Source organism: Paenibacillus sp. HW567 (genome assembly GCF_000374185.1).
GTDB lineage: Bacteria > Bacillota > Bacilli > Paenibacillales > Paenibacillaceae > Paenibacillus_AQ.
Window position 1 is genome coordinate 4134785 of sequence record NZ_KB910518.1, and the last position, 15694, is coordinate 4150478.

General features: G+C 52.8%; 17 protein-coding genes. 2 read left to right on the forward strand and 15 right to left on the reverse strand.

Translation table 11 applies throughout. From position 1 onward, the window contains the following. Nucleotides 1-243: 243 nt before the first annotated feature. Nucleotides 244-912, reverse strand: a complete 669-nt coding sequence (locus tag B212_RS0118700; RefSeq protein ID WP_019912515.1) for a Type 1 glutamine amidotransferase-like domain-containing protein — start codon at nucleotides 910-912, stop codon at nucleotides 244-246. A 225-nt stretch (nucleotides 913-1137) separates the two neighbouring features. On the opposite strand from B212_RS0118700, the gene B212_RS0118705 reads away from it, so the two are divergent. Continuing rightward, complete coding sequence (locus B212_RS0118705; protein ID WP_019912516.1) at nucleotides 1138-1296, forward strand: hypothetical protein; 159 nt, start codon at nucleotides 1138-1140, stop codon at nucleotides 1294-1296. A 102-nt stretch (nucleotides 1297-1398) separates the two neighbouring features. Here B212_RS0118705 and B212_RS0118710 read toward each other — a convergent pair whose 3' ends face one another. From B212_RS0118710 to B212_RS0118770, 13 genes are all read right to left on the reverse strand, one after another. Further along, nucleotides 1399-2172: a class I SAM-dependent DNA methyltransferase gene (locus B212_RS0118710; RefSeq protein ID WP_019912517.1), complete on the reverse strand. Its 774-nt coding sequence runs from the start codon at nucleotides 2170-2172 to the stop codon at nucleotides 1399-1401. A 47-nt stretch (nucleotides 2173-2219) separates the two neighbouring features. Further along, nucleotides 2220-3137, reverse strand: coding sequence for a CvfB family protein (locus B212_RS0118715; protein WP_019912518.1), 918 nt, complete (start codon nucleotides 3135-3137; stop codon nucleotides 2220-2222). Then, a complete protein-coding gene (rsfS, locus tag B212_RS0118720) occupies nucleotides 3134-3481 on the reverse strand; it encodes a ribosome silencing factor (protein ID WP_019912519.1) in 348 nt (115 codons plus the stop codon). The genes B212_RS0118715 and rsfS overlap by 4 nt, the downstream gene beginning before the upstream one ends. Further along, nucleotides 3478-4056: a bis(5'-nucleosyl)-tetraphosphatase (symmetrical) YqeK gene (gene yqeK, locus B212_RS0118725; RefSeq protein ID WP_019912520.1), complete on the reverse strand. Its 579-nt coding sequence runs from the start codon at nucleotides 4054-4056 to the stop codon at nucleotides 3478-3480. The genes rsfS and yqeK overlap by 4 nt, the downstream gene beginning before the upstream one ends. Next, on the reverse strand, nucleotides 4028-4630 hold the full coding sequence (locus tag B212_RS0118730; RefSeq protein ID WP_019912521.1) for a nicotinate-nucleotide adenylyltransferase: 603 nt from the start codon (nucleotides 4628-4630) through the stop codon (nucleotides 4028-4030). Before B212_RS0118730 ends, yqeK begins: the two co-directional genes overlap by 29 nt. Nucleotides 4631-4693: 63 nt before the next feature. Then, on the reverse strand, nucleotides 4694-4987 hold the full coding sequence (gene yhbY / locus B212_RS0118735) for a ribosome assembly RNA-binding protein YhbY (RefSeq protein WP_019912522.1): 294 nt from the start codon (nucleotides 4985-4987) through the stop codon (nucleotides 4694-4696). A gap of 44 nt (nucleotides 4988-5031) precedes the next feature. Continuing rightward, the gene (gene aroE, locus B212_RS0118740) at nucleotides 5032-5904 is read right to left on the reverse strand and encodes a shikimate dehydrogenase (protein WP_019912523.1); all 873 of its coding nucleotides are present in this window, start codon (nucleotides 5902-5904) and stop codon (nucleotides 5032-5034) included. Between the two features lie 21 nt (nucleotides 5905-5925). Then, nucleotides 5926-7053, reverse strand: a complete 1128-nt coding sequence (yqeH, locus tag B212_RS0118745; RefSeq protein ID WP_019912524.1) for a ribosome biogenesis GTPase YqeH — start codon at nucleotides 7051-7053, stop codon at nucleotides 5926-5928. Then, on the reverse strand, nucleotides 7050-7577 hold the full coding sequence (locus B212_RS0118750) for a YqeG family HAD IIIA-type phosphatase (RefSeq protein WP_028530922.1): 528 nt from the start codon (nucleotides 7575-7577) through the stop codon (nucleotides 7050-7052). The genes yqeH and B212_RS0118750 overlap by 4 nt, the downstream gene beginning before the upstream one ends. A 90-nt stretch (nucleotides 7578-7667) precedes the next feature. Then, nucleotides 7668-9896, reverse strand: coding sequence for a DUF4129 domain-containing transglutaminase family protein (locus B212_RS0118755; RefSeq protein WP_019912526.1), 2229 nt, complete (start codon nucleotides 9894-9896; stop codon nucleotides 7668-7670). Beyond that, on the reverse strand, nucleotides 9893-11143 hold the full coding sequence (locus B212_RS0118760) for a DUF58 domain-containing protein (RefSeq protein ID WP_019912528.1): 1251 nt from the start codon (nucleotides 11141-11143) through the stop codon (nucleotides 9893-9895). Before B212_RS0118760 ends, B212_RS0118755 begins: the two co-directional genes overlap by 4 nt. A 1-nt stretch (nucleotide 11144) precedes the next feature. Next, a complete protein-coding gene (locus B212_RS0118765) occupies nucleotides 11145-12101 on the reverse strand; it encodes an AAA family ATPase (protein ID WP_019912529.1) in 957 nt (318 codons plus the stop codon). A 142-nt stretch (nucleotides 12102-12243) separates the two neighbouring features. Beyond that, nucleotides 12244-12843, reverse strand: a complete 600-nt coding sequence (locus B212_RS0118770) for a TetR/AcrR family transcriptional regulator (RefSeq protein WP_019912530.1) — start codon at nucleotides 12841-12843, stop codon at nucleotides 12244-12246. Between the two features lie 94 nt (nucleotides 12844-12937). Between B212_RS0118770 and B212_RS0118775 the strand changes: the two genes are divergently transcribed. Continuing rightward, on the forward strand, nucleotides 12938-13963 hold the full coding sequence (locus B212_RS0118775) for an alpha/beta fold hydrolase (RefSeq protein WP_019912531.1): 1026 nt from the start codon (nucleotides 12938-12940) through the stop codon (nucleotides 13961-13963). A gap of 154 nt (nucleotides 13964-14117) precedes the next feature. Here the strand turns inward: B212_RS0118775 and B212_RS0118780 are convergent, their stop codons facing one another. After that, the gene (locus tag B212_RS0118780; protein WP_019912533.1) at nucleotides 14118-15587 is read right to left on the reverse strand and encodes a methyl-accepting chemotaxis protein; all 1470 of its coding nucleotides are present in this window, start codon (nucleotides 15585-15587) and stop codon (nucleotides 14118-14120) included. Nucleotides 15588-15694: the final 107 nt, after the last annotated feature.

The window sequence follows — 15694 nt, forward strand, 5'->3', positions numbered from 1 at the left end:
AATAAAGCAGCTATTTATAAGAAAATAATATGCGGTGCCTTTATTAAACTATCGTAACGAAAAAGAGGGCGACTGCGCCCGGGACCAGATTCCTTGGTAAGTTTAACTAACGTTACCGTTAGCTAATACAATGAGCAGCCAGCATCCGCGGAACATAGAAAGACCGCCATTGAAGGCGGTCTAAACAAATATATCGTTTCTGCCCAACAATTAATTCTGTTAGTTCACAGCCACCCACCCTCATTAGAGCGTCTCAGCCAATGTCTGAATTTTTGAGCGGGAAATTAAATATACAGGACCCATTATGTCTATTTTGCCGTCCTTTACACGTATAGCGCTCTCCTGTTCCGCCGCATACACATCAATCTTTTCAGACAAGGGAAACAGGTAGCCTTGAACAAACGTGGCGTAGTCGCGTTTAGCATGAGATTCATAGGCAAAATGATCAAAGCCAATACCATCATAAATAGAACTTGTTTCAACTTTATCTCCGGCGTTTTCTGAGGTTAACCATTTGGCAGCCATATTCAACGCACCAGCACTGGCCCCCATGATAACGGCATTGCTGATCTTAATTACATCCGATAATTCGTATTCCGCCAAAAAATCGTTCTGCCGAACAGGATCTCCACCGCATAAAAAAATAACAGAAGCGTTGTGAATGAATCGCTGGGCATCTTCCTTCTTCATACGGTAATCAATGAAATGATATTCATCAAAAATAAGATTAGCCTGATTCAGCCATGTCCATTCAGGAATATCATCAAAGTTAATTTGTTCACCCTCATAATCAGACGGTTGAGCACTGATCATAACAAGCGATTTGTTGTCTGTTATATCCCTATGCAAACACTGGACCAGCTTCTCCGGGAAAAAACCATTAAACCAACTGAGATAGTAGTGAGTGTTCAAACGTAATTCCCTCCATATGTAATATTTACATTTAATTCATTCTAAGCGATAAAACAGCTAAAAGGATGAACGGCCCTTCAGCCATTTCGCTTACACTCCCTTGTACACTTTGATTAACAACTGAACCAAGCTTGCAATAAATGGACACGCGCTTTGCTAATAATCCGCTGCACATTAACCCACACTAACAGTGTCTTTCATACCAGCTAAAAGGGAGTGTTTCGAATGCGTGAAGGTTTGATTCCCGCCGTTCTTGGAACTGTAGTCACTGCTTCCAGCGCAGCATTTCTGGGCAGCAGATATAAGATGGCCGCTACAGGTATTCTTGGATTTGGACTGGCCCACATCGTGCTGGGAACGATTGATTTATTCGAGCACCGCTAAAAAAGGTTGGAAGATGCCGGCCCTGTACAGCATGTACTGGCCGGTTCCTTATTTATTGGACAGCAAAAGGCCCTTCCCTGCCCGGGTAAGGACCTCCATAAGCTATGATTTCACAGCTACATAAAATAGCCGCTCGGCACTGTCGCCCGGCTCCACCCATTCAAAATCGGCAAACACCTTCACATCGCTGAAGCCCGCCTTCAGCAGCTCCTCAGTCATCCAGCCGGGATCATAAGCCCGCTGAATATGTGTCTCCTCGAAGCGGCGGTATACACCGCTCCCGTTATCCTCGCGGGCGAAAATGGACAGATGATGCTCGATCTCGCGGCGCGGAACATCCATTTCACAGGTCCAGATATACGATACTGAAGGATCGTCCATTATAAACGGCTGCTCCTCTTCATAGCGGACGAGTGTGTTCGGATGATGCACATCGAACAGGAAGGTGCCTCCAGCCTTGAGTCCGGTAAAGGTGCGGGCAAACACAGAACGGATCTCCTGCTCCTCCAGCACATAATTCAGACAATCGCAAAAGGAAATTACGGCATCCACCGGCTCCGGCAGCTCCCATTCCGTCATGTTCTGGCGGACCCAGCGCACACTGCCCTCGCGCAGGAACCGGCGCCCCTGCGGATGCCGCTCCATCTTCATCTGAGCCACGGACAGCATATCGGAAGATAAGTCAATTCCGGTCATGTGGTACCCTGCTGCGGCAAGCGGGATCGTAATGCTCCCGGTTCCGCAGCCCAGCTCAGCAACGGTAAGCGGCTTGCCGTATTTGCTCCATGCCGTCTCCGCGAAGGCAAGCCAATCCGGATACGGCATATCCGCCATAAGCTCATCGTACACATAAGCAAATTTCCCATAGGAAGACACTGGCGTACACCGCTTTCTATACAAGCATTTAATTTACAGACTTTTCGTTATTCCTCGCCCTGCTCTGGAGCGGTTTCATCCTCTTCCTTGCGGGCAAGGTACGTCCAGTTCTCCTTCTGGGTCACGATGCCTTCCTTCATCAGCTTACCCAGCGCACGCTTGAACGCCGACTTGCTGATGCCGAAACGCTGCTTAATAATCTCCGGTGGCGTGGCATCCGAATAAGGCATCGCTCCGCCCGGACGTCCCTGCAAAAAGTCCAGCAGCGCCGCTGAATCGACATCCCGGCCGATTTCCTTACGCTGGGACATGGACAGATTCACACGGCCGTCTTCGCGGATATGCGACACCCGGGCCTCGAACTCCTCACCCAGCCGCAGCAGGCGGCTGCGTTCGGAGGAGTGGACCATCCCAATGATCCCAAAGCCCAGCACTCCGCCGTCCACCAGCACAAAGGTCCCCATTTGCAGCGGCTTGTACACTCTGGCCTTAACCATCTGGCCCATCCACGAGGAAGGTGCAGGCAACGCAAGCGGAGCAAGCTCCTGCTCTCCGGCCAGCTTGGCGCGAAGGCGTCCCTGCTTGTCATGCTCCATAATGACAAACACCCTGTCCCCAACCTGCGGACGCAGCTCTATAAGCTCCGGCAGTTCACGGATCGGCAGCAGCAGTTGGCGTCCAAGCCCCATTTCCAGGAAGCAGCCGAGACGCGGATGAATGTCCGCCACTTCCAGCAAAGCCATTTCCCCCAAAGTCAGAAGCGGCTTCTTCATCGTGGCCGCCAGGCGGTCCTCCGTATCGAAGAAGATAAACACCTCAACCTTGGACCCGATCTTAGGCTTGCTGCCAACCAGTTCCGTGTAATGCAGCATAACATCCTGGTCCCCTGCGCCCAGGAAATAGCCATAAGGAGATACCTCCCGCAAGACCTCCAGCGTAACTGTAGTTCCGGCAATCAGACTCATACCGTCTCCACAACCTTGGCGTCGGACCACAGGCGCTCAATATTGTAATAATCGCGTTCGTCGCGGTGGAAGACATGCACGATAACGTCTCCAAGATCCATCAGCACCCAGCGTGCGGCATCCATTCCTTCAATGCCGCGGACCATGCCGCCGGCTTCATGAACGACCTTGCGAACCTCGGTGACAATCGCTTGCACCTGGGTATCGGAATTCCCGTGACAGATGACGAAATAGTCACTAATAGGCGACACGCTGCGCAGGTCCAGCGCAACCACGTTCATTGCTTTTTTATCTTCTACGGCTTTGAGGGCCAATTGCAGGAGCTTGCCTGATTCTACACTCATCTTTTATCCTCCAATATTCTTACTAGGTCATTGCGGGCCAGTACCGTTAACGGAAACACAATCCTGCGCTTCTGCAGCAGCAGACTGATCGTGGAGTCAAACCCGGCGACCAGACCTTCCTCCAGACTTACCTTCGCCTTCTTGCGTATATCATCCACCCCGGGAAAATCCCGCCCCGGCTCAATATAATCGGCCAGGCAGACTATTTTCTCCAGCAGGCTCATGTTCTCGCGTCCTGAGGTATGGAATTTGATCGCCCCCAGCACCCCGGGATCGGTTATTCCATATTCCTTCTCAGCAACAAAAGCGCCTACCTCGGCATGCCAGAGCTGCTTGTCATACTTCAAGAGTTCCGCCGACAATCCATTCTGCTCAATGATCTCCTTCATTGTCTCCACCGGCCAATACTTGGCCACATCATGCAGGATTGCCGCCGTTTCCGCACGAACCGGATCTCCGCCGTAACGCTCTGCCAGCTTCACTGACGACTCCATTACGCCAAGCGTATGCTTCCAGCGTTTCTCGGGCATTTGTGCGGAGACCGATTCAATCAGCGCTTCGCGGGTGAATGCCATACAATCCACTCCTTTGAACATAATCATATACAGCCTCAGGAACCATATAACGGATGGATTTGCCTTCAGCGGCCCGGGCTCTGAGCATCGTTGACGAGATATCCACCAGCGGCATATCCGCCAGCAGAACCTTCTCCGCAATAAAGCCGGGAAGCGCCGCAAGATCCAGCGGAGTACCCGGACGTCCCACACCGATGAAGGTCAGACGCCGCACCAGCTCCTCAATCCCATGCCATTTCGGCAAATACTGCACCATGTCCGCACCGATGATGAAGAAGAATTCATGCTGCGGGAATTTCTCCTGCAGAATAGCGATCGTCTCGAACGTGTAGGATACACCGCCTCTGGCAATTTCGAGATCCAGAATGTCAAAAGCTTCATGGTCCCTGACCGCATCCTGCACCATCGCCAGACGCTCCGCTCCCGTTGCACCGGCTTCATGCTTATGGGGTGGAATATGCGAAGGCATGAACCACACCTCTTCCAGCGCATAGGACTCCCTCGCGGTCTCCGCTGCCATCATATGGCCGATATGAAGAGGATCAAAGGTCCCTCCCATAATTCCGACTCTCAAGAGGTCTACCTCCTCTTATTATCAGGGTAAACTGCCATCTCCCGCAAGCTTGCGGGCTCCGCCTCAGCGCGGCAGCTCGATGGTTTTGTTGTCACGTGATTCCTTGTACAAAATGATCGTCTTGCCGATAACCTGCACCAGTTCAGATCCTGACTGCTCCGCAAGCGCGGCCCCGATTTCCTTCGGATCATCGGCGTTATTGTTCAGTACGCTGATCTTCATCAGCTCACGCTTCTCGATAGCTTCTTCGATGTGGCGGATCAAATGATCGTTGACACCGCCCTTGCCGACTTGAAACACGGCGTCGAGATGATGTGCCAAAGAGCGAAGATAGCGTTTTTGTTTTCCAGTTAACATAAATGAACAAACTCCTTAATTAACATAATATAATTGCTTTGTATTTATTCAGCGCTGCCGCCCAGGCAATCCAGTATGGTCTGACGCATAATGTCCACCGGTGCTGTCCGTCCGGTCCAGTACTCAAGTGCATAAGCGCCCTGGTAGACGAACATGCCCAGCCCGCCGTGTATCCGGCAGCCTCGCTTAAGGCTCTCCGACAGCAGCCGGGTTCGCAACGGATTATATATCAAATCGCTCACGATTATACCGGCAGGCAGCAATCCGGGATCAATCGGCGTTTCATCTATATGGGGGTACATGCCTACGGAGGTTGTATTGATTACAATATCCATTCCTCCGATATGTTCACCAATCTCGTTCATGCCAATTCCGCTGGCCTTCTCTTTGCCGCGGCATGCCTCAGCCAGTTCCTTCGCCTTGTCCGCAGTCCGGTTGGCGATAAGCACTGCGGAAGGATTCTCCTGCAGCAATGCGGTGACAATCCCTCTTGCCGCCCCTCCGGCGCCAATGACCAGTATGCGGGCCCCGGACAAGTCCGGTGCGGCTTCTGCTTTGAGGGAACGGACATATCCGATACCATCCGTATTGAATCCTGTAAGAATGCCATTGTCGTTGACAATTGTATTGACCGCGCCGACGGCAACCGCACTTTCATCCAGTTTGTCCAGGTACTCCATCACCGCAACCTTATGCGGGATCGTAACGTTCACTCCACGGAACCCTAGTGTGCGTATCGCGCTCAGCGCTTGACTGAGCTGGTCCGGCGCAATATGCAGCGGGACATAGGCTCCCGGGATGCCCAGCGCTTTCAGCGCCGCTCCGTGCATAAGGGGGGATTTGGATTGGGCGATGGGATCACCCATTACCCCCAGCAGAATATCCTTATTCATGTCATTGCCATTTGCGCTTGTCACAGCTTCGCCGCCCTCCTAAGATCAGATCAGCGACGGACGGGTCAGCACCTTGACCCCGCGCGGAACATGGACCGCCACTACCGCACCTTCGCTTCCGTTCACCTTGATCCAGCCCAGACCCGAGATGGACAGATCGGTCTGGCTGTTCCGGCCAATACGGAATTCATGGCGCTGCCACTGCGGGAGCTTGTCCATATCAGCGGTTCCCGGAGGAGACAGCAGCTCGCCGCGGTGCTCCTGATACAGCGAATCCGCCCGTTCCAGCTTCGTGCGGTGAATCTTCAGCGTGCCGCTGATATAGCAGGTGAAGGACTGCCGTGCCCCCTGCACAAAATCAAACCGTCCCAATCCGCCGAAGAACAGCGACTGGCCTTCGTTCAACTGGTATGCCGCCGGCTTCAGCGGATTCTCCGGCATTACCGCCCCCAGATCCTTGCGCTCCACCAGCTCGCTGTAACGCCAAGGATACACAATGCCCGGCGTATCAATAATATAGTGGCCGTCATCCAGCGGAATCTTCACCATATCCAGGGTCGTCCCCGGATAACGCGAAGTTGTAAGCTCCTCCTCCAGATCGCTGTAGTCGGAGATCAGGCGGTTAATCAGGGTGGACTTGCCCACATTGGTAGCGCCTACGACATAGACATCGCGTTGTCCGCGCAGCTCGCTCACCGCTTCCAGCAGGCGGTCAAAGCCCTGATTGCGTTTTGCGCTGCATAGCACAATTTCCGCCGTCCGCAGGCCGTGCTCCTTGCAGCGCTGCTGCATCCAGTTCCGCAGCTTGTTCCAGTTCGTCACCTTCGGCAGCAAATCTACTTTGTTCACTGCGAGAATAACCGGGTTATTGCCGACAAACCGCTGCAAGCCTGAAATCAGGCTGCCTTCAAAGTCAAAAAGATCGACAATATGAATCACAAGCGCATTCTTCTCCCCTACTCCGCTCAGCAAACGAAGAAATTCATCCTGATCCACGGAAACCGAAGAAGCTTCATTGTAATTCTTAATGCGGAAACAGCGCTGGCAAATGACGGGCTCCCGTTCAAAGGCAACCTCCGGGATGTAGCCCGGAAGCTCCTTGTCCGCGGTCTGCAGCTTGATGCCGCAGCCGCTGCAGTTCACAGGGCGCTGATCCTCTTTCGTTTGATTCATTTAAATTTATCCTCCTCATGCCACAATCCTTGCTTGCGAAGCCTTGTCAGAGCGATCCGCTCTACCCGGCGGTTGATTCTTGTACCGATGCCTTCATCCTTGACGGAGATGGGCAGCACAAGCACCGTATATAGTCCCAGCCTGTTGCCGCCGAATATATCGGTAAGCATCTGGTCGCCGACCACAATCGTCTGCTCGGGTGTAAGCCCCATCTGCTTCATCGCCTTTAGAAACGGAGTGCTCTTCGGCTTGCGGGCCTGATGCACATATTCAATATTAAGCGGCACGGCAAAGCGTGACACCCGGTTCATGTTGTTGTTCGACACGATGATCAGCTTGAAGCCAAGCTCCTTCACCTTCTTGAACCACAAAATCAGCTCCGGGGTAGCCAGAGGCGCTTTGGCGCCGACCAGCGTATTATCCAGATCCGTGATGATGCCCCGGTATCCGCGGGCGTACAGCTCCTCGAGAGCAATATCAAATACCGTATTCACCCGGAGTTTGGGCATTAATCTTTCAAACAATACGTTCACCTCGATTTCATACGACAAACTATATCATACTCTATGCGCTTCGCAAATGAACCGGCTGCCTGTATTTTTTGCTGCATAGCTTTATTTGCCGGACTTTATGCTCTGGCGAAGCCGCAAAGCTTCAGTATACACGCTGCGCCAGTCTTTGTCTTCAACAACCTCCGGGCTGTATTTGGCCCGTTCGAACATTTCAAGCAGCGCCGAGAGATTGCCGGCAGAAGCCGGACGCTCCTGTCTCCAGCGGTCCACAGATTCGCGCAGCGTTTCATGCTCTTCCTTCAGCATGCCCTTCCTGCGGGCATACCTTACCCAGCGCGCCGTTTCCGCCTCAACTTTTTGCACCGGCGACAAAGGCTGGCCGTAGCGCAGCCGCGCAAGGATGAAACGAAGGCTCATCCGGTAGTGCCAGAGCAGGAAGCCGAGCCATGACAGCAGCACAGCCGAAGCTGCCGCCACTATCCAGGCTCCCATATGAAATCCCTGCTCCTGCGTACCCTTATTCACATCAGCTTGCTCCGGCTTGGTCTCTTCTTCCGGAACGGCCGCATTCTCCGGCGTTGTCTCCTGGCTCTGCGTCAGCAGAGGCGTATTGAAGCCCGGCGTAGCCTCAACCGGAATCCAGCCGTACTCTCCGAAATAAACCTCAGCCCAGGAATGGGCATCCGCATTCGTAATCGTATAGTTATTGTTAAGCATAGCAGCTCCCTGCTGCATGGCGATATTGTCGGGAAGCTCTGCTTGCTCGCCTGGCGCATAACCCTTGACCCAGCGGGCCGGAATATCCAGGGAGCGGGCCATCGTAACCAGCGCAGTGGAATAGTAATCACAATACCCTTCCATAACCTCGAACAGGAAGCTTTCCACGAAATCCTTGCTTTTGCGGCGCGAGAGGTCCGGCTGATTGGTATAGGGAAAGGTTTGCTGCAAATACTGCTGTAAAAGCGATATTTTCTCATAAGGCGTCTTTCCCTGGGACGTTACCTCCTGCGCCAGAGCTCTAACCCGCTCCGGGAACTTTTGCGGCAGTTGGAGATACTGGTCGTCAATTTCTTCCCGGCCGTACAGTTGTTCATAGGTCATCTTGTTCAGTTCGTCCACGGGAACAACGGGGACCTGCGAGGTCAGCACATATTCCCGGGGATAAGCTGTGTTCCATAACAGCTCGCTGCCTTCGCTTCTCCAGAAGAGGCCGCTGCCGGCAGCTTCGCCATTGATGGAGTTCACGGTTGAAATCGAATATCCGCCGAATAGGACCGGATACGAATTGTTCCCCAGCAGCTTCACGCTGATCTTCAGCTCCCGGGTCTCTACTTTGGATGCAACCTTCTGCTCCAGCAGTTGACCCACCTGAGCCCCCACAAACGGCCCCCGTTTGATGGTGTCATCATCAATCCAGCCTGAGCCTGAATACATGCTGCGGGTCTCCCCGCGCATATAAGTCCGCATATCCGAATTAACGGTCATAATCGGGGAATAATCAAAGTTGAAGCCCCCGCCCAGATTATTGTCATCCGTACTGTAGCCGGAGGTTGTGCCCCCCGAGGAAGTTGTACTGGTCCCGCTGTCGGCCACGCCGGAGGTACCGGAGGCGGTACCTCCGCCCCCGCCCCCCTTCCATTCCTGCCATGCGGTATAGGGATCAGTCAGCGTCGGACGCACTTCGGGCATGTTCACGCCGGTAATAATCACAAGGGAAAAAATAATAGCAACATTAACTGCCACCTTGAGCGGATACTTCAGCAGATAGGTCCAGCCCCGGGGATAATGCAACTGGAAGCTGCGCAGATGCTGGGTCACGAGCCAGCCCATGCCGGCAAATACCGTCCAGGCTACTTCCCGCCAAAGAATTGAAGTAGTAAAAGAGTCCAGCGCCGCAAACGCGGCAATATTCATACCAATAAACATTAGAATCCGCGGTTTCGAGGTCACCCACCAGGATGACAGCAACAGCAGAACGAGTGCCCCAAGGGCAAACCAGATATACGGTGTCATATTGGAGAGCATCTCCTGCACCCGGTCGCGTAACGTCTGCAGCCAAGGATTAGGGACGTAGCCCCCATAATGAAGCACCATGCGGTAGGTCAGATAGACCGCTGCCGCGGCTTCGAGAAGCAGGCGATAGATCAGTTTTACGGGTAAAAGGATTTCAATGACCGCTGCCACCGCCAGTGTAAGCAGAACTGCTGAAGTAGTCTCCTCAAGCCAGAAGGGCTCTGTGTACGAGACCCACTGCAGGGCTATAACCATTAGCCACAGCAGGCCGAAAGAATGGTGCCAGGATGATTTAATGCCATTCCACCAGCGTATCATTTCCGTTTGTCACCTCCAAGCACCGCAGGGAGCTCTTGGAGCGAATTCACGCTGCAGCCTGTAACACCGCGTGATTTCAGCACATCCAGCCACTCCTGAGTGCGGTTCTTCGCTGCTGAACCCTGTACATGAATCTGGGAGGGAGTCATTCCGCGGCTCTCCGCCCAGCGCAGCACCTCCAGCACGGGCTGGCCGGTCTGCGGACTGATCAATACAAAATACGAGCCTTTGGGGAGCATACGGTGCACCTTCTCCAATCTGGATATAAGCGGTCCCCGGCCTTCGGCGTTGATGTCAATCAGATATTGGTTCATCTTCTGGCGTTCCGCTCCGCTCTCAGCCGGGCTGAATACCTTGGTGTTCTTGTCCAGACAGCACAGGCCGATGCCGATCCGCTCACGGATGCCGAATCCCAGCAGCGAGGACGCAATCGAAACCGCCAGCTCGAATTGGCTGGAACTGGCATAGGCCGCAGCGCTCCCGTCCAGGATCAGCATTGTTTTGGGAACGGACTCATGCTCGAACTCCTTCGACTTCCAGTCGCCTGTCTTGGCGGTTGCGTTCCAATGAATACGGGACATCCGGTCGCCGTAGACGTACTCGCGGACCCCGTTGATCTGGGTCGTCTCCCGCCGCGACGGAACCAGTGACGCCTGAGGTCCGGCCAGCCGCGCCCTCCGCTCATAGAGCTGCCAGCGCGGCACGAACACCGCGCGGGGCAGCACACGGAACTGTCCCTCTGCCAGAAAGGTTCCCTTATGCTCCACAAGTCCGAAGATATCCTCGGCAAGGATATCCGTTCCCTCGAAGGTATAACGACCACGTTCCAGGGCAGGAGTCTGGAACAGCAGCTCTCCCCTCCCCTTCAGGCTGGGAACCAGACTCTCCTCGAATACCCAGGATTCGCCGTTATGGCGTTTCAGAATTTCTCTGACTACTACGTACGGCAACGGCAGGAAGCCCGGAATCGTGATGTTCAGCTTCACCCGCAGATATCCGCCCGCATATATTAAATCAGGCTTGTCCTGCTCAGAGGAAAGGCTGCGTGTGCCTTTGGCCCGGCGTACCCCGCCCAGACCCCCGATAATTAGGTACAGCAGCAATACAGTAACCATAATAAACAGCATGAAGGAGGTTTTGCCGCCCTGAAAAAGCACATACAGCAGTGTAATGCCCCAAATTGCGAGTATACCGGCGAACTTCCTGGGCTGGATGACAGCCGCCGCCTCAGACAGATAGCTTTTCATGTTACTGCCTCATCGTGACTGGTACGTGAATACTCTGAAGCAGCTTCTGCAGCAGCGAATCCACACTAACGTTGTCCAGACGCGATTCCGGCCGCAGCAGAATGCGGTGCCCCAGGGCATAGGGTGTCAGAATCTTCACATCATCGGGCAGCACATAATCACGCTCCTGCAGGAAAGCATACGCTTTACAGGCCATCATGAACGACAAGGAGGCCCGGGGACTTGCCCCCAGCAGCACCAGCGGATGCTCCCGGGTCTGGCGCACCACATCCAGCAAATAGTTCAGGACCGGATCGCTGATATAGACAGAACGGATTTCCTCCTGAATGGCAGCAATCTGCTCCATGCCCGTCACGGGAGACAGCCTGTCCACCGGCTGGCCCTCCTGATGGCTCAGGAGCAGACTCTTCTCGGTTTCGCTATCCGGGTAGCCAAGGCTGATCCGCAGCATGAAGCGGTCAAGCTGGGCTTCGGGCAGCGTGTAGGTACCCTCGAAATCAATCGGATTCTGCGTCGCACAGAGCATAAACGGATGCGGAAGCGGATAGGTCTCGCCATCCACCGTTACATTCCGCTCCTCCATGACCTCCAGCAGCGCAGACTGCGTTTTGGTTGTGGCCCGGTTAATCTCATCGGCAAGCAGAATATTTGTCATGACCGGACCCGGGCGGAAATGAAACATTTCATCGCGCGGATGATAGACGGACACACCGGTAATATCGCTTGGCAGAATATCGGGATTGCACTGAATCCGGCGGTATTCCCCGGACATGGATCTGGACAGCGCCCGTATCAGTTGGGTTTTGCCCGTCCCCGGCACATCCTCAATCAGGACATGACCGCCGGCAAGGAGAGCGGTAAGGAGCAGCTCTATTTCAAATGTTTTACCTAGAATGCAGGATTCAAGATTATTGCGGACAGCGTTCATAATTTGCATGGATTCTTGACGTACGGGCATATAGGGTGAACCTCCTATGTCAGAATAAGCAGAATAATTATATTTTACATGATCAGAGACCCCAAAGTACATTTTTATGGAAGTCAACTTCCTCTGAAACTATTTAAAAGCAAAAAAAGCCATAAATGGCTTTTCCCCCGAATCATTCAGACTTGTGGCACAATGTGCCCAACTGCTGCTCAACGATCTCCTCAAGCTGCTCCGGAGAGAGCCGGCCCGGCTGCATAAGCTGATGATAAGCAAGTCCGTCTACCAGGGCATACAGCTTCTCCGCTTCCAGCTCCGCCTTTATTCCCGCTCTGGCCAGGCCGCTGTCGATCAGTGTCTGAACAACATCCCGCGAGGCCTTATACAGCTTCTTTTGCATTTCACTGGATAGCTGCTGTAGCTCCGGATGGACTAACGCTTTGGAGTTAAAGGCAAACCAGACCTCCATTTCTTTGATTCTGTCCTCATTAACCGGCAAAAACTGCAATAATGCGTTCTTTAAATCCTCCAGCAAAGGCCCCTCGAAGGTCATTTCCTGAACCCGCTGCTCTATACGCTCCACGTACAGATTCATACAGAAGGCAAACAGCTCCACCTGCGAGCTGAAATAATGACGCATGGAGCCGACAGACAGCCCGGTCTCCTTGGCGATATTGCGGACAGTAGCCTGTTCAAGACCGGATTCCTGAATGATCCGCAGTGCGGCTTCCGCGACGATAAGTCTCTGTTTATCATGATCAACAATTTTTGGCATGGTTCCATTATACCTGATTTTATTTTTATAATACATCGTGCTATAATGATTTTTATAATACAATGTACCAAATAAAGAAGGAGATTAGACAACAATGAATGCAGCGTACCCAGAAGTGCCAAGGAAACAAGCTTCCCCCGTCAAAAGAAAGATTCAACGGATCTTACTCACCCTGCTGTTCGCAATTGCCCTCATTCTCACTTCCGGCTTCTTCTATGAATGGATTGCCTCCAAGCAAGCCGCTCAGGATTATCCGCCTCCCGGCAAGCTGGTGGATGTGGGCGGTTACCGGCTCCATATCAATCAGGCGGGTACCGGTTCACCTGCCATTATTCTTGAAGCGGGCAGCGGGGAGACCAGCCTCTCCTGGCGTGACATCCCGCAGGAGCTGGCCAAATTCGCCACGGTAGTCAGCTATGACCGGGCAGGTTATGCCTGGAGCGAGGCAGCCACCGTGGAAAGAACGGGAAGCAATATTGTGAACGAGCTGCATGCTGCACTTGAACATGAAGGAATTAAAGGTCCTTATCTGCTGGTAGGCCATTCTCTCGGCGGAATGTACGTCCGGTTGTTCGCACAGACCTACCCCGATGAGGTGAGCGGACTTGTTCTGATTGACGCAAGACCGGAAAATGATGAACGGGACACGAAGGAAATTCTGGAGCAGGAGAAATTCAGCGGCAATCCGCCCGCAGCTCTGCTGAGTCTGCTGAAGAACTCAGGCGCTTTAAGGCTGTTCCGCAATCAGCTTCTGGAAGGGCTAGTGGCCAAGGAGGACCGCGAGGAATTTATCAATGTTATTGCCAAATCAAGCTTTTTTACAGCGAAAGAAGAAGAAGCCAAGCTGGCCTCATCGACAGAGGATGCCATCCGCGGTCAACATTTAGGCGATCTTCCCGTAAAAGTTATTGCCCGCGGACTTTCTCAGGACTATCCATCCGTAGGCATCTCCGCCGAAAGCGGCAGCAAGCTGGAGGCCATCTGGCAGGCCGGCCAAAGAGAGATGCTTAAGATTTCAAGCAACAGCGAGCTGATTGTCGCGAAGCAAAGCGGCCACATGGTTATTCATGATGAGCCGGAGCTGGTGATCAAGACCATCCGCGCATTAGCACAGCCTTAATCCAAGCAGCATCCGGCTTATCTGGAGTTTTCTTCTATTTAAGTTGAACTTAGGATTTTCATATTGGGGTCTGGCCGTAACTGCGGGAAATGTTTGGACTTCCGGCCGCACTCCTACCTTTTTTATGATGTTTTTAAGTTCAGCTTAAATAGGTTTACTTTGCTTTTTCAGAGACAAGCTCGTTCAAGCTGACAATCAGGCTTTCAAGCTGCTTGAAGCTCTCCACCATATGATGGGTCATATGGCGCTGCTCCTCCACACCAGCCAGAATCTCTTCCGTGGCGGCGCTGGATTGCTCCGTAACACTGGAGAATTCCGTGATTTCGGTAACGATTTTCTCGGAGAAATGCTTCATACCCGATGAGCTTTGCTCCACATCCCCGGCCTGCGCCAGCACCTTGTGGGCATTGGACTGGATGGACTTGAACGTTTGCTCAGTATTTTGCACAGATTCGGTACCGATCTGAAGAATGTCACGGCTGTGTTCAAACTGCGCAATGATTTTTTCTGTCTCCTGCTGCAGACTGCCCAGCACCTCACTGATCGAGTCGGCCGTCTGCCCGGAGTTCTCGGCAAGCTTGCGGACCTCTCCCGCTACGACGGCAAACCCTCTGCCATGCTCTCCAGCGCGGGCCGCTTCAATAGAAGCATTCAATGCCAGCAGATTGGTCTGCCGCGAGATTTGTGTAATTCCCTCCAGCATTTCATGCATATCACGACTGCGCTTAGAGAACTCCTGCATCTGCTGCGAGGTGCTGTCCATCACTTCCTGCAGCTCGGCAAATTGCCCCGTCAGTATGGAGATATTCCCGCTTCCCGCTTCGCTGGCTCCCGCCGTTTCCGCAGACAACAGCTTCATCTCCTGCGAATAGCCCGCCACATCCCGGATGTGCTGATCCGATACCGAGATTGATTCCGTAATGTCCGCAATGCTGCTTGCCTGGTATTCAATGCCTTTGGACACCTCCTGGAAGCCGATGACTACTTCACTTGTGATGGCTTCCACCATCTCTACTTCTTCTTTGAAATTGCCCGTAAAGGCAAACAGGCCGTCCACTGCCGTTTTTACACGGTTCAAAAGATACTCGACCTGCTCGCCGGAAGCCTCCACCTTATTGCGATGCTGCTCAATTTGAAGAAACAATTTGCGGTTCAGCAAGGATACACCCAGCAATACGGCGCTGATCATAACAAACACGACCAGTAAATCTACATAGTCCAACAAGGTTGAAGCAGCGCCGGTTCCCGAATGCCCCATTTGAAGCTGAACAAATATATTGATAGCATTCGCAACAGCCGCGGCCGCAAAATATTCATAGCTCGGGTAAAAAAGCAGTATCGAGCAGAGCAGGACCGCTACTGGAATACTAACAGTCTCCAAGTTCAAATAAACCGATAATAATGTAAGAATGCCGGTGAACACCCACGGAATGACACGGACTCCCTTCTTCTTCAGGTTAAGCACAGTTAAAACAGCGTTAAGCGGAATTGCAACCGCACTGGTTGTCCACAAATCCGGTTCTTGAAAGGCCAGTATCACGCCAATCGCGGCCACAGCCCAGAAGACGCTGATAATAATCTTGTTTCGCATCCAAATAATTTCTGTCAGTCTTTGATTTTGCACTCTCGCACTTCCCCCGTCATAGTATATGAAACCTATTTTCTCACTTCTATATCGTCATTATTCGACAGGTTTTTAACAATAATTAAGTTTATTTTATTTTTAAACCT

Excerpts from the sequence above, each read along its gene's own strand:
- B212_RS0118705 (WP_019912516.1), top strand. The coding sequence starts at position 1,138 with ATGCGTGAAGGTTTGATTCCCGCCGTTCTTGGAACTGTAGTCACTGCT.
- B212_RS0118715 (WP_019912518.1), bottom strand. The coding sequence starts at position 3,137 with ATGAGTCTGATTGCCGGAACTACAGTTACGCTGGAGGTCTTGCGGGAG.
- rsfS (WP_019912519.1), bottom strand. The coding sequence starts at position 3,481 with ATGAGTGTAGAATCAGGCAAGCTCCTGCAATTGGCCCTCAAAGCCGTA.
- yqeK (WP_019912520.1), bottom strand. The coding sequence starts at position 4,056 with ATGGCATTCACCCGCGAAGCGCTGATTGAATCGGTCTCCGCACAAATG.
- yhbY (WP_019912522.1), bottom strand. The coding sequence starts at position 4,987 with ATGTTAACTGGAAAACAAAAACGCTATCTTCGCTCTTTGGCACATCAT.
- yqeH (WP_019912524.1), bottom strand. The coding sequence starts at position 7,053 with ATGAATCAAACGAAAGAGGATCAGCGCCCTGTGAACTGCAGCGGCTGC.
- B212_RS0118755 (WP_019912526.1), bottom strand. The coding sequence starts at position 9,896 with ATGATACGCTGGTGGAATGGCATTAAATCATCCTGGCACCATTCTTTC.
- B212_RS0118760 (WP_019912528.1), bottom strand. The coding sequence starts at position 11,143 with ATGAAAAGCTATCTGTCTGAGGCGGCGGCTGTCATCCAGCCCAGGAAG.
- B212_RS0118765 (WP_019912529.1), bottom strand. The coding sequence starts at position 12,101 with ATGCCCGTACGTCAAGAATCCATGCAAATTATGAACGCTGTCCGCAAT.
- B212_RS0118770 (WP_019912530.1), bottom strand. The coding sequence starts at position 12,843 with ATGCCAAAAATTGTTGATCATGATAAACAGAGACTTATCGTCGCGGAA.
- B212_RS0118775 (WP_019912531.1), top strand. The coding sequence starts at position 12,938 with ATGAATGCAGCGTACCCAGAAGTGCCAAGGAAACAAGCTTCCCCCGTC.